This is a genomic window from Micromonospora sp. ATA51 (genome assembly GCF_016802855.1).
GTDB classification, from domain to species: Bacteria; Actinomycetota; Actinomycetes; order Mycobacteriales; family Micromonosporaceae; genus Micromonospora; species Micromonospora sicca.
Genome location: NZ_JAEVHJ010000143.1, coordinates 1 through 15701, shown reverse-complemented (window position 1 = coordinate 15701; position 15701 = coordinate 1). Strand labels below are relative to the sequence as shown.

13 protein-coding genes and 2 pseudogenes are annotated in these 15701 nt (G+C 72.8%); 7 read left to right on the top strand and 8 right to left on the bottom strand.

Going from position 1 to position 15701, the window contains the following annotated elements; all coding sequences use genetic code 11:
- Positions 1 to 1396: pseudogene (locus JNW87_RS21365) on the top strand (AAA family ATPase); the annotation flags it as partial.
- 140 nt (positions 1397 to 1536) lie between these two features.
- Here the strand turns inward: JNW87_RS21365 and JNW87_RS21360 are convergent.
- From JNW87_RS21360 to JNW87_RS21345, 4 genes and pseudogenes are all read right to left on the bottom strand, one after another.
- On the bottom strand, positions 1537 to 1890 hold the full coding sequence (locus JNW87_RS21360) for a gas vesicle protein K (protein ID WP_238454272.1): 354 nt from the start codon (positions 1888 to 1890) through the stop codon (positions 1537 to 1539).
- Positions 1887 to 2135 (bottom strand): gas vesicle protein, encoded by a 249-nt coding sequence (locus JNW87_RS21355; RefSeq protein ID WP_238454271.1) that lies wholly within the window; start codon positions 2133 to 2135, stop codon positions 1887 to 1889. Before JNW87_RS21355 ends, JNW87_RS21360 begins: the two co-directional genes overlap by 4 nt.
- Before the next feature lie 19 nt (positions 2136 to 2154).
- Positions 2155 to 2454 (bottom strand): annotated as a pseudogene (locus tag JNW87_RS21350) (GvpL/GvpF family gas vesicle protein); the annotation flags it as partial.
- A gap of 89 nt (positions 2455 to 2543) precedes the next feature.
- On the bottom strand, positions 2544 to 2780 hold the full coding sequence (locus JNW87_RS21345) for a hypothetical protein (protein ID WP_109805336.1): 237 nt from the start codon (positions 2778 to 2780) through the stop codon (positions 2544 to 2546).
- A gap of 138 nt (positions 2781 to 2918) precedes the next feature.
- Between JNW87_RS21345 and JNW87_RS21340 the strand changes: the two genes are divergently transcribed.
- Entirely contained in the window at positions 2919 to 4088 is a 1170-nt protein-coding gene (locus JNW87_RS21340; protein ID WP_238454269.1) for a geranylgeranyl reductase family protein, read from the top strand.
- A 19-nt stretch (positions 4089 to 4107) separates the two neighbouring features.
- Here JNW87_RS21340 and JNW87_RS21335 read toward each other — a convergent pair whose 3' ends face one another.
- Positions 4108 to 5142: an NAD(P)-dependent alcohol dehydrogenase gene (locus JNW87_RS21335; RefSeq protein WP_109805338.1), complete on the bottom strand. Its 1035-nt coding sequence runs from the start codon at positions 5140 to 5142 to the stop codon at positions 4108 to 4110.
- 97 nt (positions 5143 to 5239) lie between these two features.
- Here JNW87_RS21335 and JNW87_RS21330 point away from each other — a divergent pair, with 97 nt between their 5' ends.
- Positions 5240 to 5431: a hypothetical protein gene (locus tag JNW87_RS21330; protein ID WP_236648504.1), complete on the top strand. Its 192-nt coding sequence runs from the start codon at positions 5240 to 5242 to the stop codon at positions 5429 to 5431.
- Between the two features lie 48 nt (positions 5432 to 5479).
- Here the strand turns inward: JNW87_RS21330 and JNW87_RS21325 are convergent, their stop codons facing one another.
- On the bottom strand, positions 5480 to 7273 hold the full coding sequence (locus JNW87_RS21325; protein ID WP_109805340.1) for a bifunctional UDP-sugar hydrolase/5'-nucleotidase: 1794 nt from the start codon (positions 7271 to 7273) through the stop codon (positions 5480 to 5482).
- 211 nt (positions 7274 to 7484) lie between these two features.
- Between JNW87_RS21325 and JNW87_RS21320 the strand changes: the two genes are divergently transcribed.
- Positions 7485 to 8387, top strand: a complete 903-nt coding sequence (locus tag JNW87_RS21320) for an SDR family oxidoreductase (RefSeq protein WP_109805341.1) — start codon at positions 7485 to 7487, stop codon at positions 8385 to 8387.
- 25 nt (positions 8388 to 8412) lie between these two features.
- Here JNW87_RS21320 and JNW87_RS21315 read toward each other — a convergent pair whose 3' ends face one another.
- Together JNW87_RS21315 and JNW87_RS21310 are read right to left on the bottom strand one after the other, a co-directional pair.
- The gene (locus tag JNW87_RS21315) at positions 8413 to 9066 is read right to left on the bottom strand and encodes a nucleotidyl transferase AbiEii/AbiGii toxin family protein (RefSeq protein WP_109805342.1); all 654 of its coding nucleotides are present in this window, start codon (positions 9064 to 9066) and stop codon (positions 8413 to 8415) included.
- Positions 9063 to 9404 (bottom strand): hypothetical protein, encoded by a 342-nt coding sequence (locus JNW87_RS21310; protein WP_109805343.1) that lies wholly within the window; start codon positions 9402 to 9404, stop codon positions 9063 to 9065. Before JNW87_RS21310 ends, JNW87_RS21315 begins: the two co-directional genes overlap by 4 nt.
- A gap of 517 nt (positions 9405 to 9921) precedes the next feature.
- On the opposite strand from JNW87_RS21310, the gene JNW87_RS21305 reads away from it, so the two are divergent.
- The 3 genes from JNW87_RS21305 to JNW87_RS21295 all read left to right on the top strand — a co-directional run bounded on the left by JNW87_RS21305 (position 9922) and on the right by JNW87_RS21295 (position 15576).
- The gene (locus JNW87_RS21305) at positions 9922 to 10440 is read left to right on the top strand and encodes an FMN-binding protein (protein WP_238454268.1); all 519 of its coding nucleotides are present in this window, start codon (positions 9922 to 9924) and stop codon (positions 10438 to 10440) included.
- A gap of 779 nt (positions 10441 to 11219) precedes the next feature.
- On the top strand, positions 11220 to 14540 hold the full coding sequence (gene fdh, locus JNW87_RS21300; RefSeq protein ID WP_236648506.1) for a formate dehydrogenase: 3321 nt from the start codon (positions 11220 to 11222) through the stop codon (positions 14538 to 14540).
- Complete coding sequence (locus tag JNW87_RS21295; protein WP_238454267.1) at positions 14533 to 15576, top strand: 4Fe-4S dicluster domain-containing protein; 1044 nt, start codon at positions 14533 to 14535, stop codon at positions 15574 to 15576. Before fdh ends, JNW87_RS21295 begins: the two co-directional genes overlap by 8 nt.
- Positions 15577 to 15701: the final 125 nt, after the last annotated feature.

Here is a 15701-nt window from a genome sequence, read left to right as displayed (position 1 = left end):
CTGAGACAACTGGAGAGTGCAGGCGTCCAGGCAATGTCGATGACGAGCGGCCGGAGGTGGCCGCGCTCGGCAACGACGTGGCGGCCCGCCGGCTGCGCGAGGCCGCCGCGGCGGTACGCCGGGACGGACCGGCCGTCCTGCTGGTCACCGACGTGGAGGCACTCGCCCCGGCCGACGATCCCGGGCCGGTGGCGACGGTGTTCCGGCAGATGCTCGCCGAGACCGTCCGGGCCGGTGCGGCCGTGGTCTGCGCCACCAGCAGGCCGGAGGCGGTGGACCCGGCGCTGCGCGCCCCGGACCTGCTCTCCCTGCGGATCACCGTTCCGCTGCCCGACCAGGCGCTGCGCCGCGAGCAGCTCACCGTGCTGACCCGGCAGGTGCCACTCGCCGAGGACGTCCGGCTGGACGAGGTGGCCGCGCGTACCCCCGGGTTCGTCGCGGCGACCTGGCGGCGCTGGTCCGCGAGGCCGGGGTGCGCGCCGCGCTGCGGCAGAAGACGGCCGAGACGCCGACGGTGGCGATGGCCGACTTCAGCGCCGCGCTGGAGGTGGTCCGGCCGACCACGATGGCCGCGTCCACCCTGGAGCTGGCCTCGGTCACCCTGGACGACGTCGGCGACCTGGTCGAGGTGAAGGAGACGCTGACGGAGTCGGTGCTCTGGCCGCTGACCTACCCGGACACCTTCGCCCGGCTGGGCGTGCAGCCACCCCGGGGCGTGCTGCTCTACGGACCGCCGGGCTGCGGCAAGACCTACCTGGTCACCGCGCTGGCCGGCTCGGGGCGGGCGAACGTGCTCTCGGTGAAGGGCGCGGAGCTGCTCTCCAAGTGGGTGGGCGAGAGCGAACGGGCGGTCCGGGAGCTGTTCCGCCGGGCCCGCGAGGCCGCGCCCACGCTGATCTTCCTGGACGAGGTGGACGCGCTCGCCCCGGTGCGTGGCCAGGCCACCGACGGCGGTACGACGGACCGGGTGGTCGCCGCCCTGCTCACCGAGCTGGACGGGGTGGAGGCGCTGCGCAACGTGGTGGTGGTCGGCGCGACCAACCGGCCGGACCTGGTCGACCCGGCGCTGCTCCGCCCCGGCCGGCTGGAACGGCTGGTCTACGTGCCGCCGCCGGACGGCCCGGCCCGGGCGGAGATCCTCCGCGCCGCGTCCCGGAACGTGCCGCTCGCCCCGGATGTGGACCTGGCCGCGCTGGGCGCGGAGCTGGCCGGCTTCTCGGCGGCCGACTGCGCCGCCCTGGTCCGGGAGGCGGCCCTGGCCGCGATGCGCGAGTCGCTGACCGCCTCCACGGTCACCGCCGCCCACATCGGGACCGCCCGCCGGCGCGTCCGCCCCTCCCTGGACCCGGCCCAGGTGGCCTGGCTGGCCGCGTACGCCGAGCAGCGGGCCGGCTGACGCGGGAGCGCCGCCGTCACGCCACCGCCCCTCGACCGGGCCGGAACCCGGCACGGGGACGGGCACCAGCCGACATCTCGTCCCGGAAGGCACCTCGCGCGTCACTCCCGGGAGACCGGGTCGCGGGGGCGAAGGGCCCGTCAGTCCGTGGGGAGTAGCGGGCCCAGCGGGCCGAGGTCGAGGTTGAGGTCCTCGGGCGACAGGCCGAAGTACTCGCGGAGCTGGGCCATCTGCTCCTCCAGGGCCATCAGCGTGGCGCCGACCCGTTCCACCTGCTCCTCGGTCAGGTCGCCGAGGTCGACCCGGCGCAGCGCCTGCCGTTCCATCAGCTGCCGCAGCAGCTCGATCACGGTGAGCACCAGGCTGGCCAGGCCGCGCTCGACCGAGTCGGAGTCCACGGCGAGCCGCCGGTCCAGTGGGCGGACCCGGGGCGCCTCCCACCGCGGCTCCCCCAGCGCCGCCGCCAGTTCCGCCGCCTCGTCCCGCTCGGTCATGGCTCGACCGCCGCGCTGGAGCCCGGGGTCACGTCGGGCAGCTCCGGTGGGGCCAGCGCGCCGACCGAGGCGACCAGGGCCCGCAGCGAGATCCGCACCAGGTCGATGTCCGCGATCGCCAGCGTGATGTCGCCGCTGATCACCACGCCGGTGCCGAGGACCCGGTCGAGCAGGTCGACCAGCGCCACCGGACGGTAGGCCAGCGGATCGTCGGCGCTGCTCGGGGCGAGCGAGGTCACCGCCATGCCGGCCCCCGCGCGGCGGTCACGCCGGCTCCCGGACCGGGTGCGCCGGTTCGGCCGAGGGTTCCGCCACGAAGGAGTACGGCGGCCAGGGGCCGGTCAGCTCGAGCCGCAGCTCCGGGTGCCGGTCGGCCAGCGCCCCGACCAGCGCCGAGAAGCCCGCCAACCCGTTCCGGTCGATCAGGTACGCCCCGTTCAGCACCATCGCGGTGGCCGCGCCGGACAGCCGCCGGTCCTGCGGGGCGTGCCGGCGGGCGGCGACCGCGTACCCGGCGAGTGCGGTGTGCACGGCGACGGCCGCGTCGGCGGCGATCCGCTGCCCCTCCTCCCGCGCGGCTCATGGTGCCCCCCGAAGGCCGACGATCACGCATTCCTGATCGCTACCCGGGCCCTCGAGGGGCAAACGGGACGTCACGCCATCTGGCGCGCACACCACCGCGGCCCGAAGTCCAGCCCCGCCATCGGGGAGTCCTCCCGGTGCAGCAGGCCCTTCTCGGTGAGCAGGTGCAGCGGCGCCTGCAGCTGCTCCTCGCTCATCCCGGTTTCCTGCGCGATCAGGTCGGGGTAGGGGACGTGCCCCCGGGTCTCCAGCGCGGTTACCGCCTGGTACACCCGTTCCTCGACCTCCGACAGTTGTACCTGCTGCATGGCTTTCCTCCTCGGCGTGACCCGCCCGGCCCGCGGGCGGCCTGCGCCCGGCGGTTACCCGACGGGTGTCCGTTGATGCCCACCCGATCGGGGAGTCGCGTCGGGCGTTGCGACGGTGGCGTGGCCTAGGCTGCACCCGTGATCGTCTGGGATCTCGCCGTCGTCGGAGCCGGCCCCGCCGGGCTCTCCGCGGCGCACGCCGCGGCCCGCGCCGGGGCCCGCACGCTGGTCGTCGAGCGCGCCACCCATCCCCGTTACAAGACCTGCGGGGGAGGGCTGATCGGCACGTCGCTGGCGGAGGTGGCCGACCGGATCGACGTGCCGGCGCACGACCGGGTCGACCGGGTGACGTTCACCCGGGACGGGCGACGGGGCTTCACCCGCCGGCACGCCGCCGGGCCGCTGGTGGCCATGGTCCGTCGGGAGGAGTTCGACGAGCGGCTGCGGGCCGCCGCGGTCGCCGCGGGGGCCGAGGTCCGCGAGGGCGTCGCCGTCCGCGCGGTCGAGCAGGACCCCGACGAGGTACGCCTGCGGCTGGCCGACGGCGAGACGGTACGGGCCCGGACCGTCATCGGCGCGGACGGCTCCTCGGGCGTCACCGCCCGCCACGTCGGCGTCCGGTACCGGCAGATCGACCTCGGGTTGGAGCTGGAGCTGCCGGTGCCGCCGGCGGAGCAGGAGCGCTGGCGGGGCCGGCTGCTGCTGGACTGGGGGCCCGTCCCCGGCTCGTATGCCTGGGTCTTCCCCAAATCTGACCGCTTGACGGTGGGGGTGATCGCCGCCCGCGGTCACGGGGAGCAGACCCGGGCCTACCTGCGCGACTTCGTGGACCGGCTGGGCCTGTCCGGGGTGACCCCGGAGCACGACTCGGGTCACCTGACCCGCTGCCGGGCAAAGGACTCGCCGGTGCGCCGCGGCCGGGTGCTGGTCGCCGGGGATGCGGCGGGACTGCTGGAACCGTGGAGCCGGGAGGGGATCAGCTACGCGCTGCGGTCCGGGCGGCTGGCCGGGGCGGCGGTCGCCGCCGGTCACCTGGCCGGCTACGAGCGGGAGGTCGAGCGGCTCCTGGCGCCGTCCATGCGGGCCGGGCACCGGCTGCTGGAGGTCTTCGAGCGGCGTCCGGACGTCTTCCACGGGCTGCTCGCCACCCCGGCCGGCTGGCGGATGTTCGTCCGGTTCTGCCAGGGCCGGGCCAGCTTCGACGAGACCCTCACCCGGCGGCCGGTCCGGGCGGCCCTGGCCCTGCTGGACCGCCTTCCCCCGGCCCGGCCGAGGGCGGTGGAGGGCGCCGGCGCGGCGGCCCGCTGAGCGACCCGCACCCGACCGGTCAGGGCACGATCACCGCCCGACCGTGGATCTCGCCCCGCCGCAGCAGGTCGTACGCCTCCGGGGCCCGATCCAGCGGAAAGATCTGCACGTCGGCCTGGAGCAGCCCGAGGCGGCCCAGCGCGATCACCTCCTGCAGCTCGGCCCGGGTGCCCCAGAACGGGATCTCCACGCTGGTCTCCAGCGGCAGGGTGGGCGGCTCGTCGGCGACGGGCCGGACGGGCAGCGTCCCGCCGGCGAGGCCGACCAGCATCACCCGGCCCCCGGTGGCGACGACCTGGCGGGCGGTGGCGAGGGTGGGGTCCGCCCCGACGAAGTCGAGCACCACGTCCGCTCCGTCCGGCGCGGGGCCGACGTGGGCCCGGATCTTCTCCACCGTGTCCGGTCCGGCCTGCACCACATGGTGGGCGCCCAGCCGGGTGGCCAGGTCCAGCGCGGCCACGCTGGTGTCCACCGCGATGATCCGCACCGCCGTGGTGGCGACCAGGATCTGTACCGCCATGTGCCCGAGCCCGCCGATCCCGATGACCACGCAGGTCGTGCCGGGGCGCAGGTTCGGCCGGGCCAGCTCCACCGCGTGGTACGGGGTCAGCCCGGCGTCGGTGAGCGGGGCGGCCTGCTCCAGTTCCATGTCGCCGACGTGCAGCAGCCGGGACGCCGGCACCACCACGTGCTCGGCCAGCCCGCCGTCGCGGCTGAGCCCGATGCCACCCACCGGGACCACCCGGCACTGGTTCTCCAGCCCCCGCAGGCAGGCGCGGCAGCGGCCGCAGCCGATGATCCCGTACACCGCGGCGCGATCACCGGGCGACCAGCCGGTCACGCCGGCGCCGACCGTGTCCACCGTGCCCGCGATCTCGTGGCCGAGGGTCATCGGCGTCGGGTACATCCCGGCGGGTGCGTCGAGGATGTGCAGGTCGGAGTGACAGGCGCCGACCGCGCTCACGCGCAGCAGCACCTCGCCCGGCCCGGCGGTCGGGGTGGGCACCTCCACCTGTTCCAGCACCCCGGGAGCGCTCATCCGTACCGCGCGCATGGTCGTCCTCCACCTCGTCGCCGACGGCCGTCGCGGCGGCTTACCCGGGCCCGTCAGGTTGATGCGGCGGCTGGACCGGCGGACGCACAATGCGGGTATGAGCGAGCCGGCCGAGTCGTTCACCGACGAGGAGTACGCGTTCCTGCGGCACGTGCGCTTCGGTGAGCTGCCGCCGCGGGTGGGCCCGGACGAGCGGGTCGAGTGCACCGAGACCGAACCCCGCCGGGACCGGCCCGAGCCGGCCGGCGGCCCCGACGAGTGGAACCTGCGCCTCGGCCCGGGCGGCTGAGACGCGGACGGGCCGCGGGTGGGAACCCGCGGCGTCGGACGGTACGGATCAGAAGACCGGCACGCCCTCGCGGACCAGCTTCCAGTTCGGCACGAAGAAGTCCGCCGGGTCGATCACGCCCTTGGCCTGCGCCCAGTCGATCAGCAGTTGGCGGATCTCCTGCTGCTGGTTGTAGACCTGGGTCTTCACGATGCCGGGGAAGTTGCCGCCACCGCTGCGCCGGTAGTTGTTCACCGCGATGACGAACTGCGCGTCGGCGGCGACCGGGGTGTCGGTGCCCGGCAGGACCAGGCGGGTGATCCGCTGGCCGACCGGCTTCGAGATGTCGATGTCGTAGTCGAGCCCGGAGATCACGTCGTAGTTGTAGTCCGGCACGGCCGGGTCGCTGATCGTGTTCGGGTCGACCGCCGCGCCCACCGGGAGCGTGACGAAGTACTTCGCCGAGTACTCCAGGTACGCCTTCACCTCGGCGCCGCTGAGCACCACGGCCTCGAGCGTGTTGTCGAAGACGTAGAGGCCCGCCACGTCGCGGATCCGCACGTCACCCTGCGGGAAGACGGCGGTACGGCTGAACGGCGCGGCGATCGACAGCACCGGCAGGCCCGCGTACGCCGTGCCGGCGAGCGCCGTGGTGACCACCTCGGTCTGCACGTGGTTGATGAAGTCCAGGATCGGGGTGTCCTTGTACCGCGACTCGGCGGCCGACAGCTCCACGCTGGACCGGGCGACGACCTGGTTGACGTAGCCGACCGTCTTGGCGTGCTGGCCGCGCACGGCGGCGAGCACCGCCGGGTCCTCCACCACGGTGTTGGTGTTCAGCATGGTGGCGGACTTGCTGACCACCTGCCACCGGCCATTGACCTTGGCGACGGTGAAGTCCATCCGGGTCAGCCGCTGACCCCACTTCGACGGTTCGGAGGTCAGCACCTGCGCGCCGGTGGCGGTGTTGGTGACGAACTTCTGCGCGACCTCGTTGTGCGCGTGGCCGAAGAGGATCGCGTCGATGCCCGGGACCTGCTCGGCGATCAGCGCCACCGGGTTCTCGTTCGGCAGCTCCGGACCGTAGCTGGAGGTGCCGCTGTCACCGCCGTGGGCGGAGATGATGACGAGGTCCGCGCCGCGCTCGCGCATGACCGGCACCCACTTGGCGGCCGTGGCGATCATGTCGGCGAAGACCAGCTTGCCCTCGACGTTGGCCTTGTCCCAGATGGCCACGCCCGGGTTGGTCAGGCCGAGGATGCCGACCTTGATGGTCGGGGAGTCGTAACCGCCGAGGGCGACCTTCTTGATCACGTACGGCAGGAAGGCCGGCTTGCCGGTCGCCTCGTTGATCGCGTTCGCCGCGAGGGCCGGGAAGCCGAGCTGGCCGATCCACTGCGCCAGCAGCGGCAGGCCGTAGTTGAACTCGTGGTTGCCCAGCGTGACGGCGTCGTATCGGAGGACGTTCATCGCGTTGGCCATCGGGTGCGTCTCACCGGTGGTGGTGATCGGCTCCTGCTTGGCGTAGTAGGTGGCCAGCGGGGTGCCCTGGATGGTGTCGCCGGCGTCGAGCACCAGCGTCGCCTTGCCCGTGCGCTCGGCACGGATCTGGTTGACCAGGGTGGCCAGCTTGGCGACGCCGACGTCGTTGTGCCTGCTGTCGTCGAACTCGGCGTCCTTGTAGTAGTCCCAGTTGTAGACGTTGCCGTGGGTGTCCGAGGTGCCCAGGACGGTCAGGTCCCAGGTCTTCGGGCCCTTTGACTCGGCCGCCTGGGCCGGCGCGCCGGCGATCAGGGGGGCGGTCGCGGCGGCGGCCGCGACGGCGAGCACCTGTCGGCGCGAGGCGCCGGAGGAGGAGGTCATGCGGTGCCTTTCCATGGGGGTGGAGGCGCCTCGTGGGCGCCGTTGCGCACCATAGCGAGCCGCCGTCACTCCTGCCACTGCGGCCCGAGGTGTTCCACCACACCAGCGTCACCGGCCGCTCCCGTGTAACACGCCCGCAACCCGATGTCGTTTCCGCCCCTGGTGCCCGGGTAGGGGCGGAGCAGACCCGGACGACACGAGGGAGACCCCGGTGAGCGAGGACCAGTACACCCAGCAGGACCCCACCCGCCAGTACGGCCAGCAGCAGGGGCAGCCACCGCAGAAACAGCCCGCGCCGGGCTCGGAGCAGCGGATGGGACCGAAGCCGGACCACGGCGAGGAGTCGTACCGGGGCAGTGGCCGGCTCGACGGCAAGCGCGCGCTGATCACCGGGGGTGACTCGGGCATCGGCCGCGCCGTCGCCATCGCCTTCGCCCGGGAGGGCGCCGACGTGGTCATCTCCTACCTCGGCGAGGAGGAGGAAGCCGACGCCCGGGAGACCATCCGCCTGATCGAGGAGGCCGGCCGCCGGGGCGTCGCGGTCCGCACCGACCTGACCGACGAGAGCCACTGCCGCCAGTTGGTCGACCGGACGCTGGCCGACCTCGGCGGCATCGACATCCTGGTCAACAACGCGGCCTTCCAGATGTCGCAGGACAAGGGGATCGCCGGGATCAGCACCGAGCAGTTCGACCGCGTCTTCAAGACCAACGTGTACGCCATGTTCTGGCTCTGCAAGATGGCCGTCCCGCACCTGCCCGAAGGCTCGGCGATCATCAACACCTCGTCGATCCAGGCGTTCAACCCGTCGCCGCAACTGCTCGACTACGCCACCACCAAGGCTGCCATCGCCAACTTCACCAAAGCCCTCGCGCTGAACCTGGCCGACCAGGGCATCCGGGTCAACGCCGTCGCGCCCGGCCCGGTCTGGACCCCGCTGATCCCCGCCACCATGCCGGAGGAGAAGGTGAAGCAGTTCGGCACCGACACGCCGATGGGCCGCCCCGGGCAGCCGGCCGAGCTGGCCCCGGCGTACGTCTTCTTCGCCTCCCAGGAATCCAGCTACGTCACCGGTGAGATCCTCGGCGTCACCGGCGGCAAGCTCACCAGGTGACGTCCCGCCGGGCGGCCGCCGGCGGTCACCGGGGCCAGGCGGCCATCCGGCGGCGTACCTGGGCCACCTGGGCTGCGTCGAGCCCGTAGCGCGCGAACCGGCGGTCCGGCACCTGGTCCAGGTATCGCCCGGCGGCGCGGACGTCATCGAGGTCCAGGGCCGGGTCGACCTGGCGGGCCAGCTTCAGCAGCTCCGCCACGTCGTAGTGGTCCAGCGCCGAGGACACGTCGATGTAGTCGCGCACCTCGCGCCGATTGACCAGCGCGGCGGTCTTGTTCGCGACCAGGTCGCGGACGTCCATCACCGGGCCGAGGTCCATCACCACCGGACTGCGGTACCGGTCGAGGCGGGCCAGGCTCAACCGGATCCGTCGGCCGTCCCGGCTCACCACGAAGTCCCGCATGTCCCGGTCGAACCCGTCGAACAGTTCCCCGAGCTCGCTGTCCGGGTCGGCGTCCAGCACCTCGTAGCCGGCCCGCTCCAGCGCCGCGCGCACCCCGGCCGCCGCCGCGGCGGCCGCCCCCTCCACGTCCGCGAACAGGTCCACGTCCTCCGTCGGGCGGGTGACCAGGCCGTGCGCCGCCCACGCCACCCCGCCGCCCAGCACGAACCGGTGCGGCCCGGCGGCCGCCAGGGCCACCCGGGCCACCTCCCGGTAGAACTCGTGCAGGTGGGTCACGCGGTACGCAGGCCGCGGTGCCGGCTCTCCCACGCCACCCGTACGCCCCGCGGCAGGTTCAGCCGCCCCCACACCCGACGCAGCGTCCGCCCGTTGATCAGCGCCCGCAGGTCGTCGGTGCGGGTCGTCTCCCGCAGCACGTTCTCGTACATCCAGAGCAGGTCGTCCGGGTCACCCAGATCGAAGGCGCGCTCACTGCTCCACATCAGCCGGACCGGCAGCTCGACGATGCCCCGGGTGGGGCCGGTCAGCTCGGCGAGCGTGCGGGCCACCACGGCGGGGCGACCCGGTCGGGCCAGCGGGGCCACCGGGGTCGTCGTGGGGGAGAGCGCCTGCATGCTGTCAGGGTAACGCCAACTCGGGTTCCGGCTGGTTTCCGGTTGCCGGGTTTTGCCCTCTTCGCGGTCCGTTGGTGGTTGTGGCCTGCCGTGCCCTTCGGTTTGCTGATGGTTGTGGCCCGATGTGGCGGTGTCCGGTGCGCGCGGATACCACCAGGTACCGGAACTGGTGCGGGCTGTCCGGTTCGGGTCGCCCGACGGCTGCCCGGGTGGGTGCGATGTCCGGTTCGGGGGTGTGACCGGCGGCATCCCGGGGCCGGAATCGTGGCCGGGCCCGGGTCGTTACATCTCCGTACGACCGAGTACCTGGCCCGCACCCGGGGGCTGGTGCACCGGGCCCGGGTCGGAATGATGGCGGGCCGCCGGTCGTTACATATGGTCCCGGCGCCGCGAAGAACCGCCCCGCGGCTGAACACCGGGCAGAGACTTTCCCCTTTGCTTTTGAGCGCCTGACGTGGTGCTTGCGTCTGCCGCTGACCTCCATCGCGGTGACGCCAACCCCGAATGGAGCTTTGTCATGAACACGATGCTGCGTAAGAGCGTGCTGGATATGCGCAAGATCACTATGTGGTTCCTCGCCACGATCGCCGTGGTGGTACTTCTCTTCAGCTACCGGACGTCGACCGGACCCGACAGCTCGCCTTCGGCCGAGACCGTTGGCGGCGCAAGCGCGCCGGGCGTGGAGACCGGCCCCGGCGCGGCGGCGAAGCCCGGGACGTCACGCGGCACCGTCGCACGGTCCGGTTCGACCACCGTCGCCGACGGCCCGGTCGTGCAGACGAAGCGCGGGAACGTCCAGGTGCAGGCCCACCTCAGCGGCGGCCGGATCACCGAGATCACGCCGCTGACGGTGCCGAGCACGAACAACCGCTCCCGCGAGATCAACAAGCACGCGGTGCCCCAGCTGCGCACGGAGGCGCTCGCCGCGCAGAGCGCGCACATCGACGCGGTGTCCGGGGCGACGGCGACCAGCGAGGGCTACACGAATTCGCTCCAGGCCGCGCTGGACGGCGCTCAGTTCAAGGCCAAGCCGTGACCAGGCAGGCGTTCGTCGAGCATTGGAACAGCTGACCAATAGAGCAATACGCCGCTGGCCGGCACCCCCCACCGAGGGTGCCGGCCAGCGGCGTACCCACGCCTGCCTCAGGGCAGCGCGACCGGGTATGAAGCGGGGAGTGGCGGCAGTCACCGAAAGCGTGGAACAACCGGGGGTCGGGGTAGGTTGAGAAGGGTGTCGGTGTGTCCAGTGTCCCCGGGCCTCACCTAAATTGCCTTCGCGGAATACCGTTCGGCTGGAGCCGCGTCGCGCCACTCGCCGAGAGGCGACCTGCACACCGGCACCCGTTCGCCCCCGGCTCCGGCCGGGGGCGGAATCGTTTTGCGCAACACGCCGTGGACCCCCGATGGACGGCCGCGGCGGCCCCGGGACGCTGCGGCGGACCAGGTCAGCCGTCAGGTGCGCGTCCACGCCGGTCTTGGCGAACACCGCGCCCGCTTCGGCGGTGAAGTTCCTCGTGGCGGTCGATCTCGAATAAGACCTCGTCCCCGTCCTCGGTGCGTACGCGCATCAGCTCGGTTGCCACCACGACCTCCCCGCCGGAGCGGATTCCGTCGAGGATCAACCACCGGTGGGACTCCCGCATTCGGATGCCTGACTGAAGAGAGCTTCGGCTTCGCGTTCCGGCCGTCGTGCTGACCGACCCGGCCCGGGCGGTCCCCGAACCGGGCCGGTCGGCCGCTCGGGTCGCGCGCCCCCCGTCGGCTGGCCTATGTTCAGAAGGTCAGCTTCCGCCAGCGGGGGAGGGGGTGTTCCGGTTGGGTCTCCGGACCTTCATCGAGGGTTGGCCGGTCTACCGGCAGCTCACCGGCACCGACCCGCTGGGCCGGGGCGCCGCGGCGCAGTCCGCCCGCTCGGCGGGCCTGACCGCCCGCACCGAGACCGCCGACAGCATGGCCCGCTCGGTCTGCCCGTACTGCGCCGTGGGCTGCGGGCAGCGGGTGTTCGTCTCCGACGGGCAGGTCACCCAGATCGAGGGCGACCCGGACAGCCCGATCTCCCGCGGCCGGCTCTGCCCGAAGGGGTCGGCCAGCAAGAGTCTGGTCACCAGCCCGCTGCGGCAGACCAAGGTCCGCTACCGCCGGCCGTACAGCACGGAGTGGGAGGACCTGGAGCTCGACGTCGCGCTCGACATGATCGCCGACCGGGTCCTCGCCGCCCGCGACGAGACCTGGGAGGACGTCGACGACGCCGGCCGGCCGCTCAACCGCACGCTGGGCATCTCCAGCCTGGGCGGGGCGACGCTGGACAACGAGGAGAACTACCTCATCAAGAAGCTGTTCACCGCGATGGGGGCACTCCAGATCGAGAACCAGGCCCGGATTTGACACTCCGCCACCGTCCCCGGTCTGGGGACCAGCTTCGGTCGCGGCGGCGCGACGGACTTCCAGCAGGACCTGGTCAACGCTGACGTCATCGTCATCCAGGGCTCCAACATGGCCGAGGCCCACCCGGTGGGCTTCCAGTGGGTGATGGAGGCGAAGAAGCGCGGCGCCAAGGTCTTCCACGTCGACCCCCGGTTCACCCGGACCAGCGCGCTGGCCGACACGTACCTGCCGATCCGGGCGGGCACCGACATCGCGCTGCTCGGCGGCGTGGTGCGGTACATCCTGGACAACGAGCTGGACTTCCGGGAGTACGTGCTGGCGTACACCAACGCCGCCACCATCGTCAGCGAGCAGTTCGCCGACACCGAGGACCTCGACGGGCTCTTCTCCGGCTACAACCCCGAGACCGGCTCGTACGACCAGACCAGCTGGCAGTACGAGGGGCACGGGAATCACACCCGGGCCAGGGGAACGGGCAAGGAGCGGGAGACCGCGGCCGGGCTGGAGCACGAGTCGCACGGCGCGCCGGTGGCGGCGGAGACGCACCGGGACGAGACCCTGCGGCACCCCCGCTGCGTCTACCAGATCCTCAAGCGGCACTTCGCCCGCTACACCCCGGAGATGGTCGAGCGGGTCTGCGGCATCCCCCAGGAGAAGTTCCTGGAACTCGCCCGAGCCTGGACTGAGAACTCCGGCCGGGAGCGGACCGGGGTGCTCGTCTACTCGGTGGGCTGGACCCAGCACAGCGTCGGCGTGCAGTACATCCGCACCGGCGCGATCATCCAGACCCTGCTGGGCAACATCGGGCGGCCGGGCGGTGGCATCCTGGCGCTGCGCGGGCACGCCAGCATCCAGGGCTCCACCGACATCCCGACGCTGTTCAACCTGCTGCCCGGCTACCTGCCGATGCCGCACCACGCCGAACACCCGACCTTCGCCAGGTGGGTGGACAGCATCCGCCACCCCGGCCAGAAGGGCTTCTGGGGCAACTCGCGGGCCTTCGCGGTCAGCCTGCTCAAGGCGTACTGGGGTGACGCGGCCACGCCGGAGAACGACTTCTGCTACGGCTACCTGCCCCGGATGACCGGCGACCACGGGACGTATCAGCAGGTGCTGAACATGATCGACGGCCACGTGAAGGGCTACTTCCTGCTCGGCCAGAACCCGGCGGTCGGCTCGGCGCACGGCAAGGCCCAGCGCCTGGGCATGGCCAACCTCGACTGGCTGGTCGTCCGCGACCTGTTCATGATCGAGAGTGCCACGTTCTGGAAGAACAGCCCGGAGATCGCCACCGGCGAGATCGTGCCGGAGGAGTGCCGCACCGAGGTGTTCTTCCTGCCCGCCGCCTCGCACGTGGAGAAGGAGGGCACCTTCACCCAGACCCAGCGGCTGCTGCAGTGGCGGGAGAAAGCCCTCGACCCGCCGGGTGACTGCCGTTCCGAGCTGTGGTTCTTCTACCACCTCGGCCGGGTGTTGCGGGAGAAGCTGGCCGCCTCCACCAAGCCGCGGGACCGGGCGCTGCTCGACCTCGCCTGGGACTACCCGACCCACGGCGAGTACGCCGAGCCGAGCGCCGAGGCGGTGCTCAAGGAGATCAACGGGTACGAGGTGGCCACCGGGCGCCCGCTCGGCGGCTTCGCCGAGGCCAAGGACGACGGATCGACGGCGATCGGCTGCTGGATCTACAGCGGCGTCTACGCCGACGGGGTCAACCAGGCCGCGCGCCGGAAGCCCGGGCACGAGCAGAGCTGGGTCGCCCCCGAATGGGGCTGGGCCTGGCCGGCCAACCGGCGCACCCTCTACAACCGCGCCTCCGCCGACCCGCAGGGCCGGCCGTGGAGCGAGCGGAAGAAGTACGTCTGGTGGGACGCGGAGAAGGGCGAGTGGACCGGCTACGACGTGCCGGACTTCGAGAAGACCAAGCCGCCGACGTTCCGGCCGGCGGACGACGCCTCGGGGCCGGAGGCGCTCGCCGGGGACGACCCGTTCGTGATGCAGGGCGACGGCAAGGCCTGGCTTTACGCGCCGCGCGGGGTGCTCGACGGGCCGTTGCCGACGCACTACGAGCCGGCTGAGTCGCCGATGCGCAACCCGATGTACGGCCAGCAGGCCAACCCGACCCGCAAGGTGTACGACCACCCGGTGAACCGGATGAACCCCAGCCCGCCGGAGGAGCACAGCGACGTCTTCCCGTACGTCTTCACGGTCAGCCGGCTCACCGAGCACCACACCGCGGGCGGCATGAGCCGCACGGTGCGGCCGCTCGCCGAGCTGCAGCCGGAGATGTTCGTGGAGGTGTCCCCGGAACTGGCCGCGCAGGTCGGGCTCGCACACCTGGGTTGGGCGCACCTGGTCAGCGGCCGGGCGGTGATCGAGGCGAGGGTGCTGGTGACCGACCGGCTCACCCCGCTGCGGGTGGACGGCCGGGTGATCCACCAGCTCTGGCTGCCGTATCACTTCGGCACCGAGGGCCTGGTCACCGGCGACTCGGCCAACGACCTGTTCGGCATCACCCTGGACCCGAACGTGCTCATCCAGGAGAGCAAGGTCGGCACCTGTGACGTCCGGCCCGGCCGCCGGCCCACCGGCCCGGCCCTGCTCGACCTGGTCGCCGAGTACCAGCGCCGGGCCGGGATGACCGCCGACCGGCGGGTGCCGATCGTCACCACCGACGCGGCCGGCGGGGACGCGGCCGGCAACACCGACGAGCGGTCCGCCGAGGCGGCGCGGGACGGGGGCGGGGATGCCTGACGCCAACAGCCTCTACGGCCCGCTCGACCCGGCGCCGGACGCCGGCTGGGTCGAGGCCGGCCCCCGGGTGGGCTTCTTCACCGACACCAGCGTCTGCATCGGCTGCAAGGCGTGCGAGGTGGCCTGCAAGGAGTGGAACGACGTCCCGGCGTCCGGCTTCGACCTGCTCGGCATGTCGTACGACAACACCGGCGCGCTCACCGCCAACTCCTGGCGGCACGTGGCCTTCATCGAACAGCCCCGCCCGGCCGGGCACCGCACCCCGCCGTTCGACGGCAACCCCACCGGGGCGGCGGTGAGCCCGGCCACCGCGGCGGTCGCCGCCGGGGTGGGCAACGACACCGGCACCGATCCCGGCGTGCCCCCCGGTGAGCCGCGGGCCGCCGCCCGGATGGCCGCCGGGCCGGAGTTCCTCGGCCTGCCGGGCGCCCAGCCGCCTGGCCGGGGCACCGGCGCCGAGTCGCGCACCGACTTCCGCTGGCTGATGATGTCGGACGTCTGCAAGCACTGCACCCACGCCGCCTGCCTGGACGTCTGCCCGACTGGGTCACTGTTCCGCACCGAGTTCGGCACGGTGGTGGTGCAGGAGGACATCTGCAACGGCTGCGGCTACTGCATCTCCGCCTGCCCGTACGGGGTCATCGACCAGCGCAAGGGCGACGGCCGGGCGTGGAAGTGCACGCTCTGCTACGACCGGCTCGGCGCCGGCATGACCCCGGCCTGCGCCCAGGCCTGCCCCACCGAGTCGATCCAGTTCGGGCCGCTGGACGAGCTGCGCGAGCGGGCCGCCCAGCGGGTCACCACGCTGCACGAGCGGGGCGTGCCGGAGGCCCGGCTCTACGGCCACGACCCGACCGACGGCGTCGGCGGGGACGGCGCGTTCTTCCTGCTCCTCGACGAGCCGGAGGTCTACGGACTGCCGCCGGACCCGCTGGTCACCACGCGGGACCTGCCGAAGATGTGGAAGCGGGCCGGGCTGGCCGCCCTGGCCATGGCGGCGGCGGCCGTCGCCGCGTTCGTCGGAGGTTCATCGTGAGTCCGGACCGTGCCCCGGTGGGCGACCTGTTCCGCCGCTTCGCGAGCGACTCGCCGCCGAGGGGCCGGAGCGCTTCGGCGGGCCGGGCGCGCGGGCGGGCCACGGCGCCAAGGTGAGCCCGGCGC

Excerpts from the sequence above, each read along its gene's own strand:
- JNW87_RS21360 (WP_238454272.1), bottom strand. The coding sequence starts at position 1,890 with ATGACCGAGCGGGACGAGGCGGCGGAACTGGCGGCGGCGCTGGGGGAG.
- JNW87_RS21355 (WP_238454271.1), bottom strand. The coding sequence starts at position 2,135 with ATGGCGGTGACCTCGCTCGCCCCGAGCAGCGCCGACGATCCGCTGGCC.
- JNW87_RS21345 (WP_109805336.1), bottom strand. The coding sequence starts at position 2,780 with ATGCAGCAGGTACAACTGTCGGAGGTCGAGGAACGGGTGTACCAGGCG.
- JNW87_RS21335 (WP_109805338.1), bottom strand. The coding sequence starts at position 5,142 with ATGCGCGCGGTACGGATGAGCGCTCCCGGGGTGCTGGAACAGGTGGAG.
- JNW87_RS21330 (WP_236648504.1), top strand. The coding sequence starts at position 5,240 with ATGAGCGAGCCGGCCGAGTCGTTCACCGACGAGGAGTACGCGTTCCTG.
- JNW87_RS21325 (WP_109805340.1), bottom strand. The coding sequence starts at position 7,273 with ATGACCTCCTCCTCCGGCGCCTCGCGCCGACAGGTGCTCGCCGTCGCG.
- JNW87_RS21310 (WP_109805343.1), bottom strand. The coding sequence starts at position 9,404 with ATGCAGGCGCTCTCCCCCACGACGACCCCGGTGGCCCCGCTGGCCCGA.
- JNW87_RS21305 (WP_238454268.1), top strand. The coding sequence starts at position 9,922 with ATGAACACGATGCTGCGTAAGAGCGTGCTGGATATGCGCAAGATCACT.
- JNW87_RS21295 (WP_238454267.1), top strand. The coding sequence starts at position 14,533 with ATGCCTGACGCCAACAGCCTCTACGGCCCGCTCGACCCGGCGCCGGAC.